Raw genomic sequence first — 20328 nt, 5'->3', positions numbered from 1 at the left:
ATCAGCAAAATATTTAATAAGACCTTGCCTGAAAAATTAAATATAGGTACAAAATTTATTCAGTAAAAGCGGCAAGTTTATCTCCCCGTTATCGCAAGAGTGCATGAGGCTTAACCAACATAAATATAAGTCTCATAATACATATAAACAGCTTACTAAAATCAAGTTCATGATAACAATTAGGGGGTAAAAGCACTGGAAGTTGATTGATTAATTTATGCGTTTGGTATAGATTTGCGTCTAGATATTCAATCACTGAACTGTTTGTTAATGGCTAAGAAAAAAATAGAAAATTTAAGCTTTGAAGAATCGCTTTCAGAACTCGAAACTATTGTTCAAAATTTAGAACAAGGTGCGTTGAGCTTAGAAGATTCGATGATGCTTTTTGAGCGTGGTTTAAATCTCAGTCAAGCGAGTCAAGACAAGTTAAAAAGTGCTGAACAAAAAATTCAGATATTGCTTACTAAAAATGGTAAAACTCAACTTGAAACTTTTGAGAATGAAGGTGATTCAGACGATACGAGTAACAATTAGTGACCCAATTAAATCAGCTCGATTTTTATCAAACTCGCATTAATCAATATCTTGCTGATAAATTAGCAAAATATGAAATCAATGATAAAAATTTGTTCTTAGCAATGCAATATGGGCTATTAATTGGTGGCAAGCGTATGCGCCCTTATTTAAGCTATATTACTGGCGAAGCACTTGGACTTAAATTGTCTGACGTTGACGGCATTGCCGCCGCATTAGAATGCATTCATGCTTTTTCATTAATACACGATGACTTACCTTCAATGGACGACGACGATTTACGCCGCGGTCAACCGACCTGCCATAAAGCTTTTAACGAAGCTACAGCAATTTTAGCCGGTGATAGTTTACAGACACTTGCCTTCGACATTTTAGTTAATCATGAATTTAGCGCTCAAATTGAACCTAAACGCCTTACGTTAATTCGTCAATTAGTCAATGCTTCAGGCTATCAAGGCATGTGTGGCGGACAAGCGCTTGATATTTCTGCAACCGATAAAATAATAACCTTAGCTGAATTAGAAAAGTTACATTCACTAAAAACAGGCGCATTATTAAAAGCATCTGTGACTATGGTCACCGAAATAAGCCAAGATATTTCAACTGATGAAAAAGACCAATTAGCTATTTATGCTGAGCATGTTGGTTTAGCCTATCAAGTTCGAGATGATATAATTGACATTATTTCCAGTGAAGAAGAACTCGGAAAACCAGCAGGTTCCGACGTTTCTGCCAATAAAAGCACCTACCCTGCACTGTTAGGTTTAGCGGGTGCTCAACAAAAAGCTGACAACTTATATCAACAAGCACTTCAAGCTTTAGCCACTTTACCCTACAATACAAATAACTTAGCTGAATTTGCGACGTTTATAATAAAACGCGTGCATTAATCTTGTAACAAGCAATCTAAAGAATAAACAAAATAAATATGACTATAAATCTTGTCGACTACCCTTTATTGGCCAACATAAATTCTCCTGACGATCTGCGTATGTTAGATAAACCCCAGTTAACTCAGGCCAGTACAGAACTACGTAGTTACTTATTAAGTTCGGTAAGTAAGAGTAGTGGGCACTTTGCTTCAGGCTTAGGCACGATCGAATTAACGGTCGCATTACATTATGTTTATAAAACCCCCTTTGATCACCTGGTATGGGATGTTGGCCATCAAGCTTATCCGCATAAAATTTTAACCGGTCGACGCGACCAACTGCATACTATTCGCCAAAAAGATGGTTTGCACCCTTTCCCGTGGCGTGAAGAGAGTGAGTATGATGTCTTAAGTGTTGGGCATTCAAGTACTTCGATCTCTGCGGCACTCGGTATGGCTGTTGCTGCAGAGAAAGAAGGCAAGCAACGTAAAGTGGTTGCTGTTATTGGTGACGGCGCGATGACGGCAGGCATGGCTTTTGAAGCATTGAATCATGCGGGCGACATTAAAAGCGACATGTTAGTTATTTTAAATGACAATGAAATGTCGATTTCAGAAAATGTTGGCGCATTAAATAATCATTTTGCGAAATTATTATCTGGTAGTATATATACCGGTATTCGTGAAGGTAGTAAGCGCATACTTAAAAACATGCCTCCAATCAAAGAATTAGCCAGTCGTGCTGAAGAACATTTAAAAGGTATGGTCGTACCAAGTACATTTTTTGAAGAGTTGGGCTTTAACTATATTGGCCCTATCGATGGTCATGATGTTAATGGATTAGTTGATACCATCTCCAATATGCGTAATTTAAAAGGGCCTCAAATTCTCCACATTGCCACTAAAAAGGGTAAAGGCTATTACGCCGCTGAGCAAGACCCGATAAAGTACCATGCTGTACCTAAATTTGATCCCACACAAACAAGTTTACCCAAGAGTAAACCAAGCTTACCGACTTATTCAAAAATATTTGGTGATTGGCTTTGTAAAACAGCTGAAAAAAATGAATCGCTTATTGCGATTACCCCTGCTATGGGAGAAGGATCTGGCATGGTGGAATTTAGCCAACGTTTCCCCAAGCAATACTTTGATGTTGCAATTGCCGAACAGCACGCGGTAACTTTTGCTGCTGGTCTGGCTATTGGTGGTAAAAAGCCAGTAGTCGCTATATATTCAAGTTTTTTACAGCGTGGTTACGATCAATTAATTCATGATGTGGCGATTCAGAATTTACCGGTATTATTCGCAATTGACCGTGCGGGTATTGTCGGCGCAGACGGACCAACACATCAGGGTTCATTTGATTTAAGCTTTATACGTTGTGTGCCAAACATGGTTATTATGGCGCCATCAGATGAACGGGAATGTCAGATGATGCTCACGACGGGTTTCAAGCATGATGGTCCAGTGGCCGTTCGTTATCCAAGAGGTTCAGGTAATGGTGCAACATTACCTAGCATAGACGAAACCATTGAAATGGGTAAGGCAAGAAAAATTATACAAGCCGTAACTGATGATACTGAGTCAGCAGTTGCGATTTTAAATTTTGGCAGCACGTTAGATGAAGCCCAAATAGCGGCTCAACAGTTAAATGCAACGCTTGTTGATATGCGTTTTATCAAACCACTCGATTCAGCACTCATCGACGATGTCGTAAAAAACCATACGATTATTGTTACGGTTGAAGATAACGCCATCGCCGGTGGTGCTGGTTCAGGTGTTAATGAATATATACTGAGCCAAGGTATTGCAATTAAAATATTAAATATTGGTTTGCCTGATAGCTTTATTAAACACGGTACCCAGCAAGAAATTCATCAAGAACTTGGACTAGACAGCCAAGGTATTATTGATAAAATTAACGCCTTTCGTAAACTTTAAATATCTAAAATATTCAATAGTGACTAGTAACACCGTTATTAGTCACTGAGTTTTAGTCATCACTCAAACTTCCAACCCTATAATTCTATTTACAAGCCCCACTTAAAGTCATGCTTGCCATGCGTAATATATTCGCGTGTAGGGTATAAAAACTCACCAATAATTTGAGGGTTTTCTGCATAACAAATTGTTTTTAATTTTATATTTTAGCCGTTCAAACTAGAGAATATGTAGTTAAAATTAGTGCTTGACGCCCCCTTTATTACCAATAGCGCTCTTTTATCTTGCATTCGTCAGTATAACCAACTAATTTAATGACAAAGCTACTGATTTATTAATATTATATGAAAATTGCCGTTTGGGTTATTAGCTGTCTTTTCATTGTTATTAACAATAGTTGCTTAGCTGCTAAAACTGAAAAAGACATATTTGACCTTAGTATAAAAGAGCTAATGCAAGTACGTATTAGTTTAGCCACTAAAACTGAAGAAACTGTCTTAACAGTGCCTTCAACCATCACTGTTTTCGAACGTTCAGACATTCAATCATTGGGTGTCAAAAATGCCTATGATGTGATGAATTTTGTACCTGGCTTTCAGATGACGCGAGGTGACTGGGTTGGTGCTGTTCCCAAAGAGCATGCCCGTGGCGTTTATCTAGACAACGGTTATATTCTCGTGATGATCAATGGCGAACGGCTAAATGAAGTCTCTTTTGGTAAAGCCTCTGTCTATACGCCACACATTCCTATCGATATTATTGAACGTATCGAGGTTATTCGCGGACCCGGTTCAGCACTTTATGGCAGTAATGCTTTTTTGGGTGTGTTAAATATTATTACCCAAACATCTGATAAACAACTTACTGTCAGTTTAGGTGAAAAAGGGTATCAGCAGCTTTCTACGAGTTGGCAACATGAAGTCTCTAAAAACTTGCGATTGCATAGCAATGTTTCAGTTGAAAGATCGACGGGGCATCGATACATTTCGCCTTTAAACCGCCAAGTAAAAGACCCTTATAAAAATGCCTATTTAGAAGTCGGTATGCACTATAAAAATAATCAAATAAATTTACGCTACAGTGATAATGAACTCAACGAATTTATGAATCTTGGAGGCTACTCTGTTGATAATATCCACACCAGTGAAAGCTTTTCAATATCAGGTAAAAGTGAAATTTTTCAGAGTGAGACACACCAGTTAGATATTAAAGCGTCTTACAGTCTATTTGAAATAAAGTCGGCCGGTATGGCTTTAGCTAAAGATACTGGTTTTATCCGGAATGATTTTTTAGTGGGTCCTTTTTGGCGCACAGAGTCTACCGATTTAAACCTTGATCACAGCTGGAAAATAAATAAAGTACTTAACCTTAATTCGGGTATTGAGTACAGAAAAGCCAATCAATTTCAGTCAGGAAATGCCGTAACTCATTATGATTATGAACAAGATCTCATAATTATTAACGATGATATCTATCTAGACAAAATTGTGCCTATTGCCATCATGCCTGAAACAAAAGCATTAAATCAATCACATGAAATGCAAGGTATTTACAGCCAACTTAAATGGCAAATAGCAACTGACATTAATTTATTTCTAGGTGCAAGGTACGACAACGTAAAAGGGATTGATGATAAATTATCACCTCGTGCAGCACTGGTTTGGCAAGCCAGTTCAAACCATAGTTTAAAATTACAGTACGGGGAGTCATTTCGTACTCCCGTCAATAACGAGCTCTATTCAAATGACAGTGTTACGACTGGCAACCCTAACTTAACGTCTGAATTTGTAAAAACAACTGAATTAGTTTGGATATACCAAGCGAATAAATTTTCCAGTGAAATCGTCTTTTTCCATAATGATCTACGAGATTTTATCAATAAAGTGCCCTACAATGGTGAAGCACAATTTACCTTTGATAATGCCGTTGATATGAAAATTAGTGGCTTGGAAAACAGTGCAACGTTTGAACTCAGTGAGCAACTCCGATTGTCGCTAAATTACACTCACCTATTTGATGACCCAGTCAATGAGAGTTTTAAACGCTTCGGTAGTGCCAACCTCACTTATAACTTAGGACGATGGAAATTTAACGCTAACGCCATTTGGCGAAATAAGGTTGAGCTTCCCCAAATTAACGAGGTACGTTTTGTGCAAAAACAATACTTGCTGGTTTCAGGAAAAATCAGTTATGACATTGATGAAAAACAAAAAGTTTCATTACTTGCGCAAAATTTATTTAACAAAGACTACGACGTATTCGATCCTAGAGTTTTTAATGGTGAAGTGCCCGGAAAAGGCAGAGAGGTGTCAGTGAGCTATCATTATCAGTTTTAATCTCACTGATAAGCATTAACGCTCATCTACAAAGTTACTTTATAGATGAGCGAAATTCATTAAAACAAAATTATTCCGCGATGTATTCAACAACCTCAAGACCAAAACCTGATAACGAATGATACTTAGTTTGAGAGCTTAATAAGCGCATTTTACTCACACCAAGGTTTGAAAGGATTTGTGATCCAACACCGACATTACGAGAGCCAACATGACGTTTAACTTCATTAACCTCTTCGCCAGCATCTATTTTTGCATATTTTTCCACTTGAGAAATAAGCTCGGCCGTAGATTCATGCTTACCGAGTAAAACCAACACGCCCCCCTCTTTAGCAATTTTTTCTAATGCATTCGCCATTGGCCATTGCGCAACACTTTCCCGCTGACTAAATAATAAATCTCGGAAGGTGTTCTCTAAATGTACACGCACTAAGGTTGGCTCTTCAGCTTTAATTTCGCCTTTAGTTAAAGCAAAGTGTGCCTGGCCATCAATCGTGTCTTTAAATACGGTTAAATCGAATTCACCGAACGCTGTAGGCAGTTTACATTTTGAAATACGTTCAATAGTTGTTTCATTTGCATTTCTATATTCAATTAAGTCGGCAATGGTTCCCATTTTCAAATCATGCTTTTCAGCGATAATCTCTAAATCTGGGCGACGCGCCATGGTGCCATCTTCATTCAATATTTCAACAATAACAGCAGCAGGCTCTAAACCCGCTAAACGTGCTAAATCGGTCCCTGCCTCGGTATGGCCTGCGCGATTTAATACACCACCGTCCTTAGCAATTAAAGGAAAAATATGACCCGGCTGAACAATATTTAAATGGCTAGCGTCTTTGGCAACAGCGGCTAAAACAGTGGTTGCACGATCGCCAGCAGAAATACCGGTAGTTACCCCGTGGGCAGCTTCAATTGACACAGTAAAGTTAGTACTAAACTGAGCATCATTTTTTTCAACCATTAGTGGTAGTTTTAACTGTTGGCACTTTTCAACGGTCATTGGCATACAAATTAAACCACGGCCATGAGTCGCCATAAAATTAATCGCTTCGGGTGTTACTTTCTCCGCGGCCATAATGAAGTCACCTTCATTTTCTCTGTCTTCGTCATCCATCAAAATGACCATTTTACCTTGAGCAATATCGTCAATAATTTCTTGTGGGGTATTTAAATTCATGATCATCTCTTTTATTTAACTTTTTGGTTAACTTAATTCTGAATAATTCTTGAAGAATACCACAGTGCGTCTTGGTATAAATACGCACTGTGATAGATTATTTCATAAAGCCGCTACGTGCTAATAAATCATGCGTCACGCCGCCACTATAATTATCACCGGTGCTAGCGTCTTTTTTTGTTAAGAGCCTTTCGATATAACGCGCAATTAAGTCAACCTCTAGGTTTACTTTAGTGCCAACTTTATAATGAGCAATGATAGTTTGCGCTGTAGTGTGCGGTACAATCGTTAAACGAAATTGATTATCGGTAACGCTATTCACTGTCAAGCTTGTACCATCGATGGTGATAGAGCCCTTTTCAGCAATGTATGGTGCTAAATCGCTTGGCATTTCAAGCCAATATTCAATACTATTGCCATTATGTTCGATCGAGCTAATAGCAACAACAGCATCAACATGGCCAGACACCATATGCCCGCCAAAACGAGTTGTTGGTAACATGGCTTTTTCTAAGTTGACTGATTGCCCTGTTTGATAATCGACAAAACCGGTACGAGTTAATGTTTCATTAGACACATCAACACTGTAAGTTGACGAGTCAAACGCGACGACCGTTAAGCAAATGCCATTAGTGGCTATTGAGTCACCCAGTTTAACATCGCTCATGTCTAATAATCCGCTTGAAATAACAAGTCTTGCGCCTTGCCCGGTAATATTTATAGCCTGAATGGTTCCAACGGCTTCAATGATCCCTGTGAACATAATTACTCTTTACGTGATTTGTAGGTCAATTTAATCTAAACATAATACTAAAATTTCAAGGTAAAAGTTTAGCAATAATACGGATATCTTTGCCGATCATACGTATATCACTTATATTTAGTACTTTTGCTTGGCTCAAGTTTTCAATACTCTCCATATTTACTAAACTTTTACTGTCAGCCCCCATCAATTTTGGTGCTTGGTATAAAATCAGTTCATCAACTAAATCTTGCTCGATAAACGCGCCAGCTAAACGAGCACCGGATTCAATGAGCACATCATTTAAGTTTAGCTGTGCTAAATATTTCAATAAAGCGCGCAAATCAATGTACTGTTCACTTGTTGATGTTGGTGCAAAAGGTAAAGGCACTTGCTTTACGAAGTGAGGCCATTGATGAATGTTTTCAATGGTGTTTCTAATTAATATTATGGGGCTATTTTCATTAAAAAACGCTAAATGAGGTGTTAAGCGATTTTTAGTATCGATAACAATCCGAATAGGCTGTCTAACCATTTCTTTTTTATAACTATTTTTTAATTCACCCAATTCAGACCAACGAACGGTCATTTTAGCATTATCCATTAGAATGCTGTCAGCGCCACTAATAATGGCACAACTTTGTGCGCGTAAACGCTGAACGTCTTGTCGAGCTTGTGGAGAAGTTATCCATTTACTTTCTCCATTTTTCATGGCGGTTTTTCCATCTAGGCTTGCCGCTAATTTGCAACGAACATACGGTAAACCGCTCGTCATTTGTTTTATAAAACCGATATTTAATGCTTCAGCTGCAGCGGTTAGTAAACCATGTTGCGTAGAAATGCCTGCTTGCTCTAGCATTTTCAAGCCATTACCCGCAACTTTAGGGTTTGGGTCAACCATTGCCGCTACAACGTGTTTGACACCCGCGTTGATTAACCCTTCAGCACATGGTGGCGTTCGACCATAGTGGCTACAAGGCTCAAGGGTTACATAAGCGGTTGCGCCTTTTGCCTTCTCACCAGCCATTGTTAAGGCATTAACTTCGGCATGACCTTCACCCGCTTTTTGATGATAACCTTCACCAACAACTTTCCCTTTATTAACCAAGACACAACCCACTCGCGGATTAGGAGAGGTAGTAAAGTGCCCTTCCTTGGCAAGCATGATGGCACGTTGCATAAAGTGATAATCGTCACTAGAAAATTGGCTCATATTATTTTTCATCACCTAAACGGGCAATTTCTTCACTGAACTCACGAATATCTTCAAAAGACCGATAAACCGACGCAAAACGAACGTAAGCGACTTTATCTAAATCTTTTAATTGTTCCATAATGATATTGCCAAGTAGGCCACTCGAGACTTCTCTTTCACCAGTAGCACGCAGCTTTGATTTCACTTTATTAATTGAGAGTTCGACTTGTTCGACACTAACGGGGCGCTTCTCTAAAGCTCTCACTAAGCCATTTCGCATTTTGTCTTCATTGAAAGGTTCACGCGACCCACCATTTTTGATAATACGCGGCATGACTAATTCAGCGGTTTCAAAAGTAGTGTAGCGCTCATGACAAGCGAGACATTCGCGGCGACGGCGAACTTGATGACCATCAGAGACCAAACGAGAATCAATAACTTTGGTGTCTACCGCTCGGCAAAAAGGACAATACATGGGAAGCTCCAATAAAATTATTTATACCTATTCCAATAAGTTTTTCAGTGTAAAAACGTTATTGATTGGGTTTTATCAGCAAATAGCTCTGTTTATACGTTAGAAACAATAATGGCCGCTAATGCGGCCATTTTAATCTAATTAAGCTGTTGTTACATCAACTTATTTATCTTGAGTTTTTATGCTCAACATAAACTTAACTTATGCGTAAACAGGGAAGCGTGCACAAAGTTCTTTAACACTTGCTTGTACTTTACTGATCGTATCTTCATTGTTAATGTCGTCTAAAATATCACAAATCCAACCTGTTAATGCTTTGGTTTCAACGATACCAAAACCACGACGTGTAATCGCAGGAGTACCTAAACGCAAACCAGACGTTACAAACGGAGAACGAGGGTCGTTGGGTACTGAGTTTTTATTAACCGTAATATGTGCACGGCCTAATGCAGCATCAGCATCTTTACCCGTAATATCTTTATCGATTAAATCAAGTAATAACAAGTGATTTTCAGTACCGTTAGAAACAACTTTATAACCACGTTCTTGAAGAACAGCAACCATCGCTTTAGCGTTATCTAAAACATTTTGTTGGTATACTTTAAATTCAGGCTCTAATGCTTCTTTAAATGCTACCGCTTTAGCCGCAATAATGTGCATTAATGGGCCACCTTGGCCACCTGGGAAGACAGCAGAATTCAATTTTTTATAAATAGCTTCGTCGTCACAACCTGAAATAATTAAACCACCACGAGGGCCAGCTAATGTTTTATGCGTTGTTGTTGTAACAACATGAGCATGTGGAACTGGATTTGGGTATAGACCTGCTGCAATTAAACCAGCAACGTGAGCCATATCTACGAAGAAGTAAGCGCCAACGCCATCAGCGATTTTACGCATACGCGCCCAATCAACAACACCAGAGAATGCAGAAAAACCACCAATGATCATTTCTGGTTTATGTTCTTGTGCTAAGCGTTCCATTTCTTCGTAATCGATATCGCCTGTTTCAGGGTGAAGACCATATTGAAAAGCTTCGTAAGATTTACCTGAAAAGCTCACATGTGAACCGTGTGTTAAATGACCACCATGCGCTAAGCTCATGCCCAATACTTTACCACCGGGTGTAACTAAGGCTTGAAATACAGCTGCATTAGCTTGAGAGCCAGCATGTGGTTGTACATTAGCGTAAGTGGCACCAAATAATTCTTTGGCACGGTCAATGGCTAACTGTTCAGCAATATCTACAAATTCGCAGCCGCCGTAATAACGCTTGCCAGGGTAACCTTCCGCATACTTATTGGTTAATTGAGAACCTTGTGCTTCAAGCACACGAGGACTACAGTAATTTTCTGAAGCAATAAGTTCAATGTGCTCTTCTTGACGAACTTTCTCATTGCTCATCGCTTGATAAAGTTCAGGGTCAAAATCAGCAATATTCATATCACGTGTAAACATGGTTTTTCCTCAATAATTCAGCCAAGGCTGTTACAGACAATTGTCTAATGGATAGCAAAATTTATGCGACATATTTTGCCTCAAATCAGCTTAGTTGTACACGAGTAAAGGTACAATTCTTAGCTCATTTATTCATCTAATATGCCGTAAGTGTTTTTGTTATTCTTGATAAAAACTTTTAAAGTCTCGAACAATACTTTTAGTATGACAGAATATAACCAAGAAAAAAAACAATAACAAGGAATTTTAAACAACATAAAACGTAAAAACAAAACATAATCTAACTTTATATGAATTACCCATATTTTATTTTGAAAGAAGTCCCTGTAACTGTTTTAATTCGTTACGCCTTTTTACATGAAAATAATGAGTAATAGCCGATATTAAAAGAACAAATACATTCATTAACACCAAACCTAAAACAGGTGACTGACTTTCTTGCTCACTCATGGTAAAAATATACCAATTGACAAAGGGTAAAAAAACAAAGAATGATAATTTAATTAACTTAATATAGCTAATAGAAGACAGACAGCCAGAAATAGCGTGATCAATCGCTTTATCCGGACTACCACAATTAACTTTCCATGCAGCCAGTCGAATGTTAATCGCGAAGTAAACAAATACAACAGACAAAAAACTACCGATGCCAAAGTAAATTATAGTTGCTTGATCTTCCGACCCCGTAAGCCACATATATAAAGCGGCTAAAACCATACCCACTGTGGCGATAATATCTATGGCTAACAAACGCTTTGCCCAAACAGTTCTTTGCTTTGTTTGCTTAAGTAATTTAGCAATATCAGTTTTAGCCGTCGGTTGGCTTTGCCAGTCTTGCGCCATTTCAGCCCACTGCTCATCGAACATAGCAGGCTCAGGTGGGACACTGTTAGCCTTCTCTGGTAAACTGATCACATCAAGTATTGTCTCTGCTTGAGTTTTTGTCTGCAAAGTTACTTTGCTTTTTTCATTCAAAGGGGATTCTTTATCGTTCATAACGTTTCCAACAATTGTGCTAAAGCCTTTTTTGCACGCTGTAATCGCACGCCGACAAGGTTTGTGGTGATCACTAACACCTCAGAAATTTCCTGATAACTCATCCCTTCAAGAGCGAGGGTTATCACTTGCTGCTGATCCAGTTTAAGTTGCCTGATTGCTTGTGCTAAACGCTGTTGCCTTTGCTGTTTATCTAAGCTTTGATAAGGTGTAGGCTGAATTTGGTCGTGTTCAGCCTCTTGACTTAATTCATCAATATCTTGGTCAGCCTTTATGGATTTAACCGCTTTTGCCACATGAGTCGCTAAAACATTATGAGCAATTCGTGCAACAAATGTTTTCACTGCTGAATCGTTTCTAAAATTAGGCAGTGCCCGCCAAATATTGAGGGCTATCTCTTGAAAAAGCTCATCTTGAATAGCCGGTTTTGCTTCAAAGCCGTTAATGATATGACGGAGTAGCTTTTCATACGCTGTCATCCACTGCGTGAATACTTTTTGATAATCTGAAGTTGGGTTCAAAGAATAACTCAATAAATTACTATACGCCGTTTTAGAACGGTCTTGTTGCTCTATTGTTAATTCTATCGAGTTATTCATCTAAACACCAACGCTGTATATACTCTATTAACTTAGAGACATAACAACTTTTTCAGATTTTAAGATTTGTGCCAATCCTAAAATAACAGCAACAGTTAATATTAAGGTGCTACTACTGGTAATTGCCAACGTCGCCCAATCCACAGGTAGACCTTTAAATAAGTCCTCCATAATAATTGATTGGCCTGAAATAGGAAGCCACTCAAGCCAGACAGGCTTACTATCCATCATAGACATGACAAAAGGAATAAAGCTAGGCACCATTATTAACATGGTTACCGTTGACTGTGCTTCTTTAAATGATTTTGCCTGAAAAGATAAAAACAACTGCAACGCAGATGCTAAAAAGCAAAGTGGTATCAGCAACATTAACAAGGCGATAAAAGTAAACGCATCAATGCTAAATGTTGCCCCTATTTTAGTTAAATCAACAAAATCCATTGCTATGGATGTCAACACTAGCATCACAACTATCGCAAGAATTGATACCGAGCTCGAACAAAATAACTTTGCCAATACAATCTTAAGTGTCGTTACTGGTTGGCAAAGTAACATTTCTAGCACATTTCTTTCTCGCTCCCCGGCACTAGAATCTATAGAAATAGATAAGCCGGACATAAAAGCGGTCAGGATCAAATACAGCCCTAAAAATAATGAGATAATCATCACAGTGCTGCTAGGCAATGCCATATCTTGTTCTTGTAGTACGATAGGTTGTAATAATTTAGGATCAACTCCACGTACTATTAAGCGTTTATAACCTATGTTTGTAGAGTATGCACTTACGTTAGCTTTAATACGCATCAAGGGTGTCAGTAAAGACTGTTCATTTGAATCAGCACGTAAAATAACATCAATAGGTAAACCTGTAGCCATATCTTTGGCAAAAGTATCGGGAATAACAAGCTCGATACTTTGTAGATCCCATTGACGTTTATTTTCTGCTGGTACATCAGCAAATGACAAGATATTGGTATCTTTAAGTGACTCAATCAATTTAGGGGCATGTTCACTACCTGTAAATTTTACATAAATTGCAGGATTATCAACATTTTTTTCAATGATGATATTAAACGCAACCATTAAGCCTATAGGTAATAAAAAACTCATACTTAACGCAACCATCAGTGCGCGTTTATCACGAAACGCTTCTCTTAATTCTTTAATTAATAACGCTTTAAACTGGATCATGCGGCTACTCCTTCATCTGAACCAATTAATTTAACAAACGCATCTTCTAATAATTTTTCTCCAGCCAAGTCACAAAGTTCTTGCGGAGTACCTTGAGCAGCTAATTTACCATTGGAAACAATAATCACGCGATCACATAACGCGGCAACTTCTTGCATGACGTGTGATGAAAATAAAATACAATGACCTTTTTCTTTAAATTTCGCTAAATGGTTACGTAAAACTCGTGTACTCATTACATCAAGACCACGCGTGGGCTCATCAAGGACAAAGTTTTTCGGTTGGTGCACTAAAGCCTGAGCTAAAGTGACTTTCATTCGCTGTCCTTGAGAAAATCCTACTGTTTTACGGTGGGCTAATTCTTCCATGTCTAAATCTTTAAAAATTTGTGCTATCGCCGCTTTTTTCTTTGCCCCTTGCATACCATGAAGACTCGCAAAGTAGTCCACTTGTTCGTAAGCGGTTAAGCGCTCGTATAAACCAAATTTGTCAGGGAAAACACCCAGTTGCTGCCTAACCGCTAAGGGGTCTTCTAATACATTTAAACCATCAACCAATACCGAGCCTTCATCCGCTTTAAGTAAACCATAAAGGGTTCGTAAACAAGTTGTTTTACCTGCTCCGTTAGGACCTAATATTCCGGTTATCTCACCATCTTTTGCCGTAAACGACAAACCATCAAGCGCTTTTACTGTATTCTTTTTATCAATAAAACTTTTATGTAAGTTTTTAACTTCAATCATAATAATATCCTTATAGGGTGCCGTTTAGATGGGTCATAAACGTTACACTTTTTAGTTCAGCTAAACACGACTCATCTAAATTATTAGGATCAAGTGTTTCTAGAAATTCATTAACGATATCAACCCCACAATCCGTTGAAGCAACAATATGCGCACTGTTTTTTGAAATGATATGATGGTTATTAGGTAACGTTGCTGCAGATTTATCGCCATTACTTGGTGGTGTTACCGGGTCTAAACTACCTGATAAAATAAGGGTTGGAATATTTGCGGTTACGCTTTGGTAGAATTCGTTACTCACCGAGTATTTAGGCCATAACGGGCAAGCTTGCAACCACGCATTATGGCTTTCACTACCTCCGAAGTCGTTCTGCGCATCAGCGGCAAACATTTCAGCGCTAATTTTAGGGAAATCTTCATTACAGACAATGTTTAACGTTAAACCAACATACATGCCCATGCCACCATCTGACATCGCAATTAAACCAACCAGAGGTTGATAATTACCTAAAAAGGCTTGATGAATAACCAATGGCACTAAAGGTCGTGTTTCCATCGAATATAACTGCATAAGTATATTACTAATGAACTTACTACGACTTAACACAAAATCAGTTTTTGAGCCTAAACGTGGATGAGCTATTTCAATCTTAACGGATGCTTGCTCTAACCGGGCAACAACAGCTTTAAATTCATCGGCGAGTGCTGGGTAAGCTTTGTTACAGCTTTCATCTTGCTTACAATTTTCAAGTAATAAATTAAATGAACGGGCTGAGCTTTGACCAAAAGCGCCAATAGGCACTTCAATCGGTCCTACACTATCTAATACCACACTGTTAAGTGCGTCTGGAAACATGCGCATATAGACTAGAGCTGCTCGTGTACCGTAAGAACCACCATAAATATTAATTTTGTTATGATTTAACGCACGACGAACGGCATCAAAATCACGAATGGCATTTTCTGAGTTATATTGACTTAAGTCGCCTTTAAATTGTGCAATACAATCTTTGATCTCTTGTGCTGAAAAATCTTCAGGAATAATTTCATAAACATTGCTTACCGTATTTTCGTCACACTCTAGCGGATGAGATTTTCCTGTACCACGTTGATCAACTAAAATAATGTCGTGCGATTTTCTTATTTCACTAAACGTTGTAAATATATGTGCCGCTAATTCAACCGCTGCTTGTCCTGGTCCGCCTGCCAAGAACATTAAAGGGGTTTTATTTTGACTATTATCAATTGCAGGTAATACCGCAAAGTTAACCGCTATTTGTTCGCCATTTGGTAGACTATAATTTTCGGGTACTTGTAATTTGCCACATTGAACTTGTGACTTAATGCCTTTTAGGTGGCAGTTTTCCAAAGTTAACACTTCATTATTATTGTTTTGTGTCTCTGCATCATCAGCCAAGAGTAGTGAGCTAAAACTCAGTAAGCTTAATGCAAGAAGACTTTGCCATTTTCTATTCATTATTTTATTCCTTTTAAAATATCGAACATATAGTCTCAGCCTTAAGCGTTTTATTACAACTTATTTTAAATAAAACGAAATTAACTTTAGTAACTTGTTTATATAGGTATTTTTTTAAATAAAGAGAGGGTAATGATTCTTTTGAATATGGGTAAAGTTAAATATGGGTTATTCATTGGCACCACGACATTGCCTACATCGATGTAGGTACTTACGATTTGTCTGGAACAAAAATCATGACCGTACATCCTGACCATTCGCCGCTCATTGCCATCCATGGCACCACGACATACCGTACATCCTGTACATAAAAAAACCGAATAACAATAAATGTTATTCGGTTTTTACTTCTAGAGAAAACTGTTTTTAATTATTATGAGAACTGGTTAGAAGTGTTGTTCGCTCCGCCCGCTTTAAGGGCATTCTCACCGGCAAAGTATTCTTTATGGTCATCACCCATGTCTGAACCAGACATGTTTTGATGTTTAACACAGGCGATACCTTGACGAATTTCTTTACGTTGAACACCTTCAACATAACCCAACATACCTTGGTCACCGAAGTATTCTTTAGCAAGGTTATCCGTAGATAACGCAGCCGTATGATAAGTAGGTAATGTAATCAAGTGATGGAAAATACCTGCTTCGCGTGCTGTATCTGATTGGAAGCTACGAATTTTGTCATCTGCTGATGCAGCTAACTCAGTCGTATCGTAATCAACATTCATTAAATCAGCACGAACATAGTTTGATACATCTTCACCAGCAGCAACCATGGTATCGTATGCTTGTTGACGGAAGTTAAGTGTCCAGTTAAATGATGGGCTGTTGTTATAAACAAGCTTAGCATCTGGAATTTCTTTACGCACTTCATTCATCATTGCAGTAATGTCAGCAACGTTTGGTGTTGCTGTTTCTATCCATAGCAAATCTGCGCCAGCTTTAATCGCTTCAATACTGTCAAATACACAACGCTCTTCACCCGTACCTTGACGGAATTGGTATAAACCAGAAGGTAAACGTTTAGGTCGAACTAACTTACCATTACGGTTGAAACACACATCGCCTTCAGCCATATCGCTTACGTCAATTTCTTCAACGTCTAGGAAAGAGTTATAAATATCACCTTGATCGCCTGGCTCTTTAACAACCGCGATTTCTTTAGTCAGGCCAGCACCTTCAGAATCTGTACGTGAAACGATAATACCGTTATCAATACCTAGTTCTAAAAATGCATGACGCAATGCGCGAATTTTTGAATGAAAATCAGCATGAGGAACAGTCACTTTACCATCTTGATGTCCACATTGTTTTTCATCAGCCACTTGGTTTTCTATTTGAAGGGCACAAGCGCCAGCTTCAATCATTTGCTTAGCCATGATGTAAGTCGCTTCAGCATTACCAAAACCGGCATCGATATCGGCAATAATTGGCACAACATGTGTAACGTGATTATCAATTTTGTACTGAATAGCGGCTTTATCGCCATCGCTTGCAGCGTCTAGTTCACGGAAAAGACCACCAAGTTCACGGGCATCTGCTTGACGTAAGAAAGTGTAAAGTTCGGCAACCAAAGAAGCTACTGAGGTTTTTTCATGCATTGATTGGTCAGGAAGAGGACCGAATTCGCTACGCAATGCAGCAACCATCCAACCTGAAAGGTATAAGTAACGACGGTCTGTTTGACCATCAAAATGTTTCTTAATAGAAATCATTTTTTGTTGGCCAATAAAACCATGCCAGCAACCTAACGATTGAGTGTACTTAGAGCTGTCAGCATCGAAAGCAGCCATATCACTGCGCATAATGTCTGCAGTATATTGAGCAATCTCTAAACCAGTTTTAAATCTGTTTTGTGCACGCATACGAGCAACTGACTCTGGGTTTATAGCATCCCAAGAGCTTCCTGCATTGGCTTTAATTGCTTGAACTGCTTCTATCGCACTTTGATAATTAGACATGTTACTCTCCAAGAGTCTGTAATTTTTTTAAATGGTGTTGTTCGCTTTAGCATTTGTGATGAAAGTAAATATAAAAGCAAACATACCGAACAACACAAAGTCTAGAACATACTGAGAGTATTCTTAAAATATATAATATCTATCACTACCATTCACAAGATAAATACATAATCACATAAAAATATATATTCATATTTTTCAATGAGTAAAAAACAAAAAACAAGACTTTAGTCTTAAAAAATTAGATCTAAAATTTTATTTAGTACTGAAAACTTCTTGATTTATTTTTCTGCTCGTGACATATACATTAGTTATATTATTTCTATTGGTCATAAAAACTATGAATATTGCTAAAATTGATTTAAACCTACTTATTTATCTTGATGTTTTACTTAGAGAAAAAAATGTTACCCGCTCAGCAAGCCAGCTTAATATTACCCAGCCAGCTATGAGTAACGGTTTAAAAAGACTCAGAAATTTGTTTAACGATCCGATATTAGTAAGAACATCAGACGGTATGGTGCCCACGGAACGCTCTAGAGCTTTAGCGCCGGTGATCAGAAAAATTTTATTAGAACTTGAAGAGGCACTGCAAGGCGAAGAAGAATTTAATGAAAAGCATAGCCAACGTGTTTTCCGTATTATGGCGAGTGATTATGCTGCTTCAACGTTATTGCCACGTTTATTAAGAAAGATCAATGAAATTGCTCCAAATGTCACCATTGATATTATGACACCAAGTGATGTAACTTTTCATGATGTTGAAGCCGGGAAAATTGACATGGCCATAAATCGTTTTGATGAATTACCACAGTCTTTTCATCAAAAAACAATATGGCGTGATTCATTCTCATGTTTGTTGAGTGCTGAGAGCCCTTATGTTGCCGAATTTAATTTAGACACATACCTTTCATCAAAACATGTTTGGGTATCAAAGACAGGCTTTGGGGTTGGCGTGGGCATGGACCCTAAAGATGTACAAAAATTAGGATGGGTAGATGAAGCGTTGGCCCGTTTAGGTAAGCACCGAGATATAAAGGTCTTTACCCGTAATTATCATGTCGCCATGCAACTCGCCTATGAAGACGGCTTAATTGCTACTCTACCTACAAAAGCAGCAATGCTTCATAAAGATGATCATAAATATACAATTGTCCCCCCCCCTTTTGACATTCCAGATATCGAATTAAAAATGATTTGGAGCCCGTTATTACACCATGATGCTAGCCACATTTGGTTTAGACAATTGGTTATAGAGGCGGCAGAACAAGGGTAATATAAAAAATGATAGGTCATATAATTTACAGTATCTTGTCGGTGGGTATTTGTTTGCTAACAGGGAAAGCAATTGAGATTTTTTTGCCAATTCTGCCTGCAAGTTTATATGGCATGATGATGTTTACCGCTTTACTTCATTATCGACTTCTTAATGCTAAACGAATTCAACCCTGTATTGAATGGGCGCTTGCTAACATGGCAGTGTGCTTTGTTCCCGCAGGGGTAGGAATAATTAATCATTTTGAACTCATCAAGAATCATGGCTTTGCCTTAGTGGCGATCATATTTTTGACTACATTTTTATTGCTCACCTTCGTTGGGCTCAGCTATCAGCGACAACTTAATAAACAAGCGTCAGTAGACGATGAAGGGCTGAGCAAATGATAAGTCCAACATTTATAACGACGCTAAGCGCCGGCTTACTCTATATAGTGCTTACTATTGCAGTTTATCAAGTTTATGCTCGCCTTCAAAAATCATTAAAAAAAGCATGGCTGAATCCAATGCTGTTATCGATTCTAACGCTGATCCCCCTTTTATTATTTTTTAACGTGCCGTTCGAACAATATTATCAAGCCACTTATCCATTAAATAAACTCTTAGAACCTGCTGTTGTTGCTCTGGGATTCCCGCTATATCAGCACCTTCAAACCATTAGAAAACAATGGCGACATATATTAATACTGTTATTGATGGGTGTTTTTATTGCTATTTCTATAAGTTTTATTATGACTTTATGGATAATTAATCAATATGATATTGCCGTCTCGCTTTCTTTAAAGTCAGTGACAACACCTATAGGTATTGCATTAACAGAGCAGCTAAATGGCAATAATTCAATCACCGCATTTGCGATTATTTTAGCTGGATTATTTGGTGCTCTATTAGGCCCACCTTGGCTTTCATTGATCAATGTTACCTCTGCTAAAGCGCAAGGACTAGCAATTGGTGCCGCCAGCCACGCACTTGGCACAGCAACAATCAGTAAGGTGAGTTATGAGCATGCCGCCTACAGCTCTTTAGCATTGATTATTTCAGCGGTAGTTACTGCAATATTTAGCCCTTTAATCATTAATACACTAGCCCATTTTTTACAGTAGCTTGGATTAATCGTATAAAGAGCTCGTGTGTTATTTGTTTAACCGATAAAGTTTATTATGCCGTTAAACTAACATTCACAGAAAAAACAAATAAAACAACTTACATTCATAATATTTATGATAACTATTATAAATAACAATAATTATTGTCACTTAATGAAAAAACAAAACAAAAAACAAAAGACTCTTTGTTTATCAATGAATTACCAAGGTAGACTTATATGTTAAATAAAAAACAGTAAGTTAGCCCAC

Annotated in this window: 18 protein-coding genes; 7 read left to right on the top strand and 11 right to left on the bottom strand. The window is 38.1% G+C overall.

Annotation, left to right across the window (positions count from 1 at the left end):
* Nucleotides 1-270 precede the first annotated feature (270 nt).
* The 4 genes from H4J73_RS17355 to H4J73_RS17340 all read left to right on the top strand — a co-directional run bounded on the left by H4J73_RS17355 (nt 271) and on the right by H4J73_RS17340 (nt 5682).
* Nucleotides 271-534, top strand: a complete 264-nt coding sequence (locus H4J73_RS17355; protein ID WP_182182106.1) for an exodeoxyribonuclease VII small subunit — start codon at nt 271-273, stop codon at nt 532-534.
* On the top strand, nt 534-1424 hold the full coding sequence (ispA, locus tag H4J73_RS17350) for a (2E,6E)-farnesyl diphosphate synthase (RefSeq protein WP_182181751.1): 891 nt from the start codon (nt 534-536) through the stop codon (nt 1422-1424). The genes H4J73_RS17355 and ispA overlap by 1 nt, the downstream gene beginning before the upstream one ends.
* 38 nt (nt 1425-1462) lie before the next feature.
* A complete protein-coding gene (dxs, locus tag H4J73_RS17345) occupies nt 1463-3346 on the top strand; it encodes a 1-deoxy-D-xylulose-5-phosphate synthase (RefSeq protein ID WP_182181750.1) in 1884 nt (627 codons plus the stop codon).
* 344 nt (nt 3347-3690) lie between these two features.
* The gene (locus H4J73_RS17340; protein ID WP_182181749.1) at nt 3691-5682 is read left to right on the top strand and encodes a TonB-dependent siderophore receptor; all 1992 of its coding nucleotides are present in this window, start codon (nt 3691-3693) and stop codon (nt 5680-5682) included.
* 70 nt (nt 5683-5752) lie between these two features.
* Here the strand turns inward: H4J73_RS17340 and ribBA are convergent, their stop codons facing one another.
* The 11 genes from ribBA to H4J73_RS17285 form a co-directional block, all read right to left on the bottom strand.
* The gene (ribBA, locus tag H4J73_RS17335) at nt 5753-6862 is read right to left on the bottom strand and encodes a bifunctional 3,4-dihydroxy-2-butanone-4-phosphate synthase/GTP cyclohydrolase II (RefSeq protein WP_182181748.1); all 1110 of its coding nucleotides are present in this window, start codon (nt 6860-6862) and stop codon (nt 5753-5755) included.
* A 97-nt stretch (nt 6863-6959) separates the two neighbouring features.
* Nucleotides 6960-7625 carry a riboflavin synthase gene (locus tag H4J73_RS17330; protein ID WP_182181747.1) on the bottom strand — a complete coding sequence of 222 codons (666 nt, stop codon included), beginning with the start codon at nt 7623-7625 and terminating at the stop codon, nt 6960-6962.
* Between the two features lie 55 nt (nt 7626-7680).
* Complete coding sequence (gene ribD, locus H4J73_RS17325) at nt 7681-8817, bottom strand: bifunctional diaminohydroxyphosphoribosylaminopyrimidine deaminase/5-amino-6-(5-phosphoribosylamino)uracil reductase RibD (protein ID WP_182181746.1); 1137 nt, start codon at nt 8815-8817, stop codon at nt 7681-7683.
* Between the two features lies 1 nt (nt 8818).
* Nucleotides 8819-9274: a transcriptional regulator NrdR gene (nrdR, locus tag H4J73_RS17320; protein WP_182181745.1), complete on the bottom strand. Its 456-nt coding sequence runs from the start codon at nt 9272-9274 to the stop codon at nt 8819-8821.
* A 201-nt stretch (nt 9275-9475) separates the two neighbouring features.
* On the bottom strand, nt 9476-10732 hold the full coding sequence (gene glyA, locus H4J73_RS17315) for a serine hydroxymethyltransferase (RefSeq protein WP_182181744.1): 1257 nt from the start codon (nt 10730-10732) through the stop codon (nt 9476-9478).
* A 306-nt stretch (nt 10733-11038) separates the two neighbouring features.
* A complete protein-coding gene (locus H4J73_RS17310; RefSeq protein ID WP_182181743.1) occupies nt 11039-11728 on the bottom strand; it encodes a hypothetical protein in 690 nt (229 codons plus the stop codon).
* Nucleotides 11725-12327 carry an RNA polymerase sigma factor gene (locus tag H4J73_RS17305; RefSeq protein ID WP_182181742.1) on the bottom strand — a complete coding sequence of 201 codons (603 nt, stop codon included), beginning with the start codon at nt 12325-12327 and terminating at the stop codon, nt 11725-11727. Before H4J73_RS17305 ends, H4J73_RS17310 begins: the two co-directional genes overlap by 4 nt.
* A gap of 27 nt (nt 12328-12354) precedes the next feature.
* Nucleotides 12355-13518 carry an ABC transporter permease gene (locus H4J73_RS17300; protein ID WP_182181741.1) on the bottom strand — a complete coding sequence of 388 codons (1164 nt, stop codon included), beginning with the start codon at nt 13516-13518 and terminating at the stop codon, nt 12355-12357.
* Nucleotides 13515-14261 carry an ATP-binding cassette domain-containing protein gene (locus H4J73_RS17295; protein ID WP_182181740.1) on the bottom strand — a complete coding sequence of 249 codons (747 nt, stop codon included), beginning with the start codon at nt 14259-14261 and terminating at the stop codon, nt 13515-13517. Before H4J73_RS17295 ends, H4J73_RS17300 begins: the two co-directional genes overlap by 4 nt.
* 10 nt (nt 14262-14271) lie before the next feature.
* Nucleotides 14272-15738 (bottom strand): alpha/beta fold hydrolase, encoded by a 1467-nt coding sequence (locus H4J73_RS17290; protein WP_182181739.1) that lies wholly within the window; start codon nt 15736-15738, stop codon nt 14272-14274.
* Nucleotides 15739-16111: 373 nt separating this feature from the next.
* Nucleotides 16112-17698, bottom strand: a complete 1587-nt coding sequence (locus tag H4J73_RS17285; RefSeq protein ID WP_182181738.1) for an isocitrate lyase — start codon at nt 17696-17698, stop codon at nt 16112-16114.
* 340 nt (nt 17699-18038) lie between these two features.
* Here H4J73_RS17285 and H4J73_RS17280 point away from each other — a divergent pair, with 340 nt between their 5' ends.
* Genes H4J73_RS17280 through H4J73_RS17270 form a run of 3 tightly spaced genes read left to right on the top strand, consistent with a single transcriptional unit; the run spans nt 18039 to nt 20076 of the window.
* A complete protein-coding gene (locus H4J73_RS17280) occupies nt 18039-18974 on the top strand; it encodes a LysR family transcriptional regulator (protein ID WP_182181737.1) in 936 nt (311 codons plus the stop codon).
* An 8-nt stretch (nt 18975-18982) separates the two neighbouring features.
* The gene (locus tag H4J73_RS17275) at nt 18983-19360 is read left to right on the top strand and encodes a CidA/LrgA family protein (RefSeq protein WP_182181736.1); all 378 of its coding nucleotides are present in this window, start codon (nt 18983-18985) and stop codon (nt 19358-19360) included.
* Nucleotides 19357-20076, top strand: a complete 720-nt coding sequence (locus H4J73_RS17270) for an LrgB family protein (protein WP_182181735.1) — start codon at nt 19357-19359, stop codon at nt 20074-20076. Before H4J73_RS17275 ends, H4J73_RS17270 begins: the two co-directional genes overlap by 4 nt.
* Nucleotides 20077-20328: the final 252 nt, after the last annotated feature.

Origin of the sequence: Colwellia sp. MB3u-41, from assembly GCF_014076845.1 — a bacterium.
In the GTDB taxonomy this organism is placed as follows: domain Bacteria; phylum Pseudomonadota; class Gammaproteobacteria; order Enterobacterales; family Alteromonadaceae; genus Colwellia_A.
This window is presented reverse-complemented; position numbering and strand designations above follow the sequence as displayed.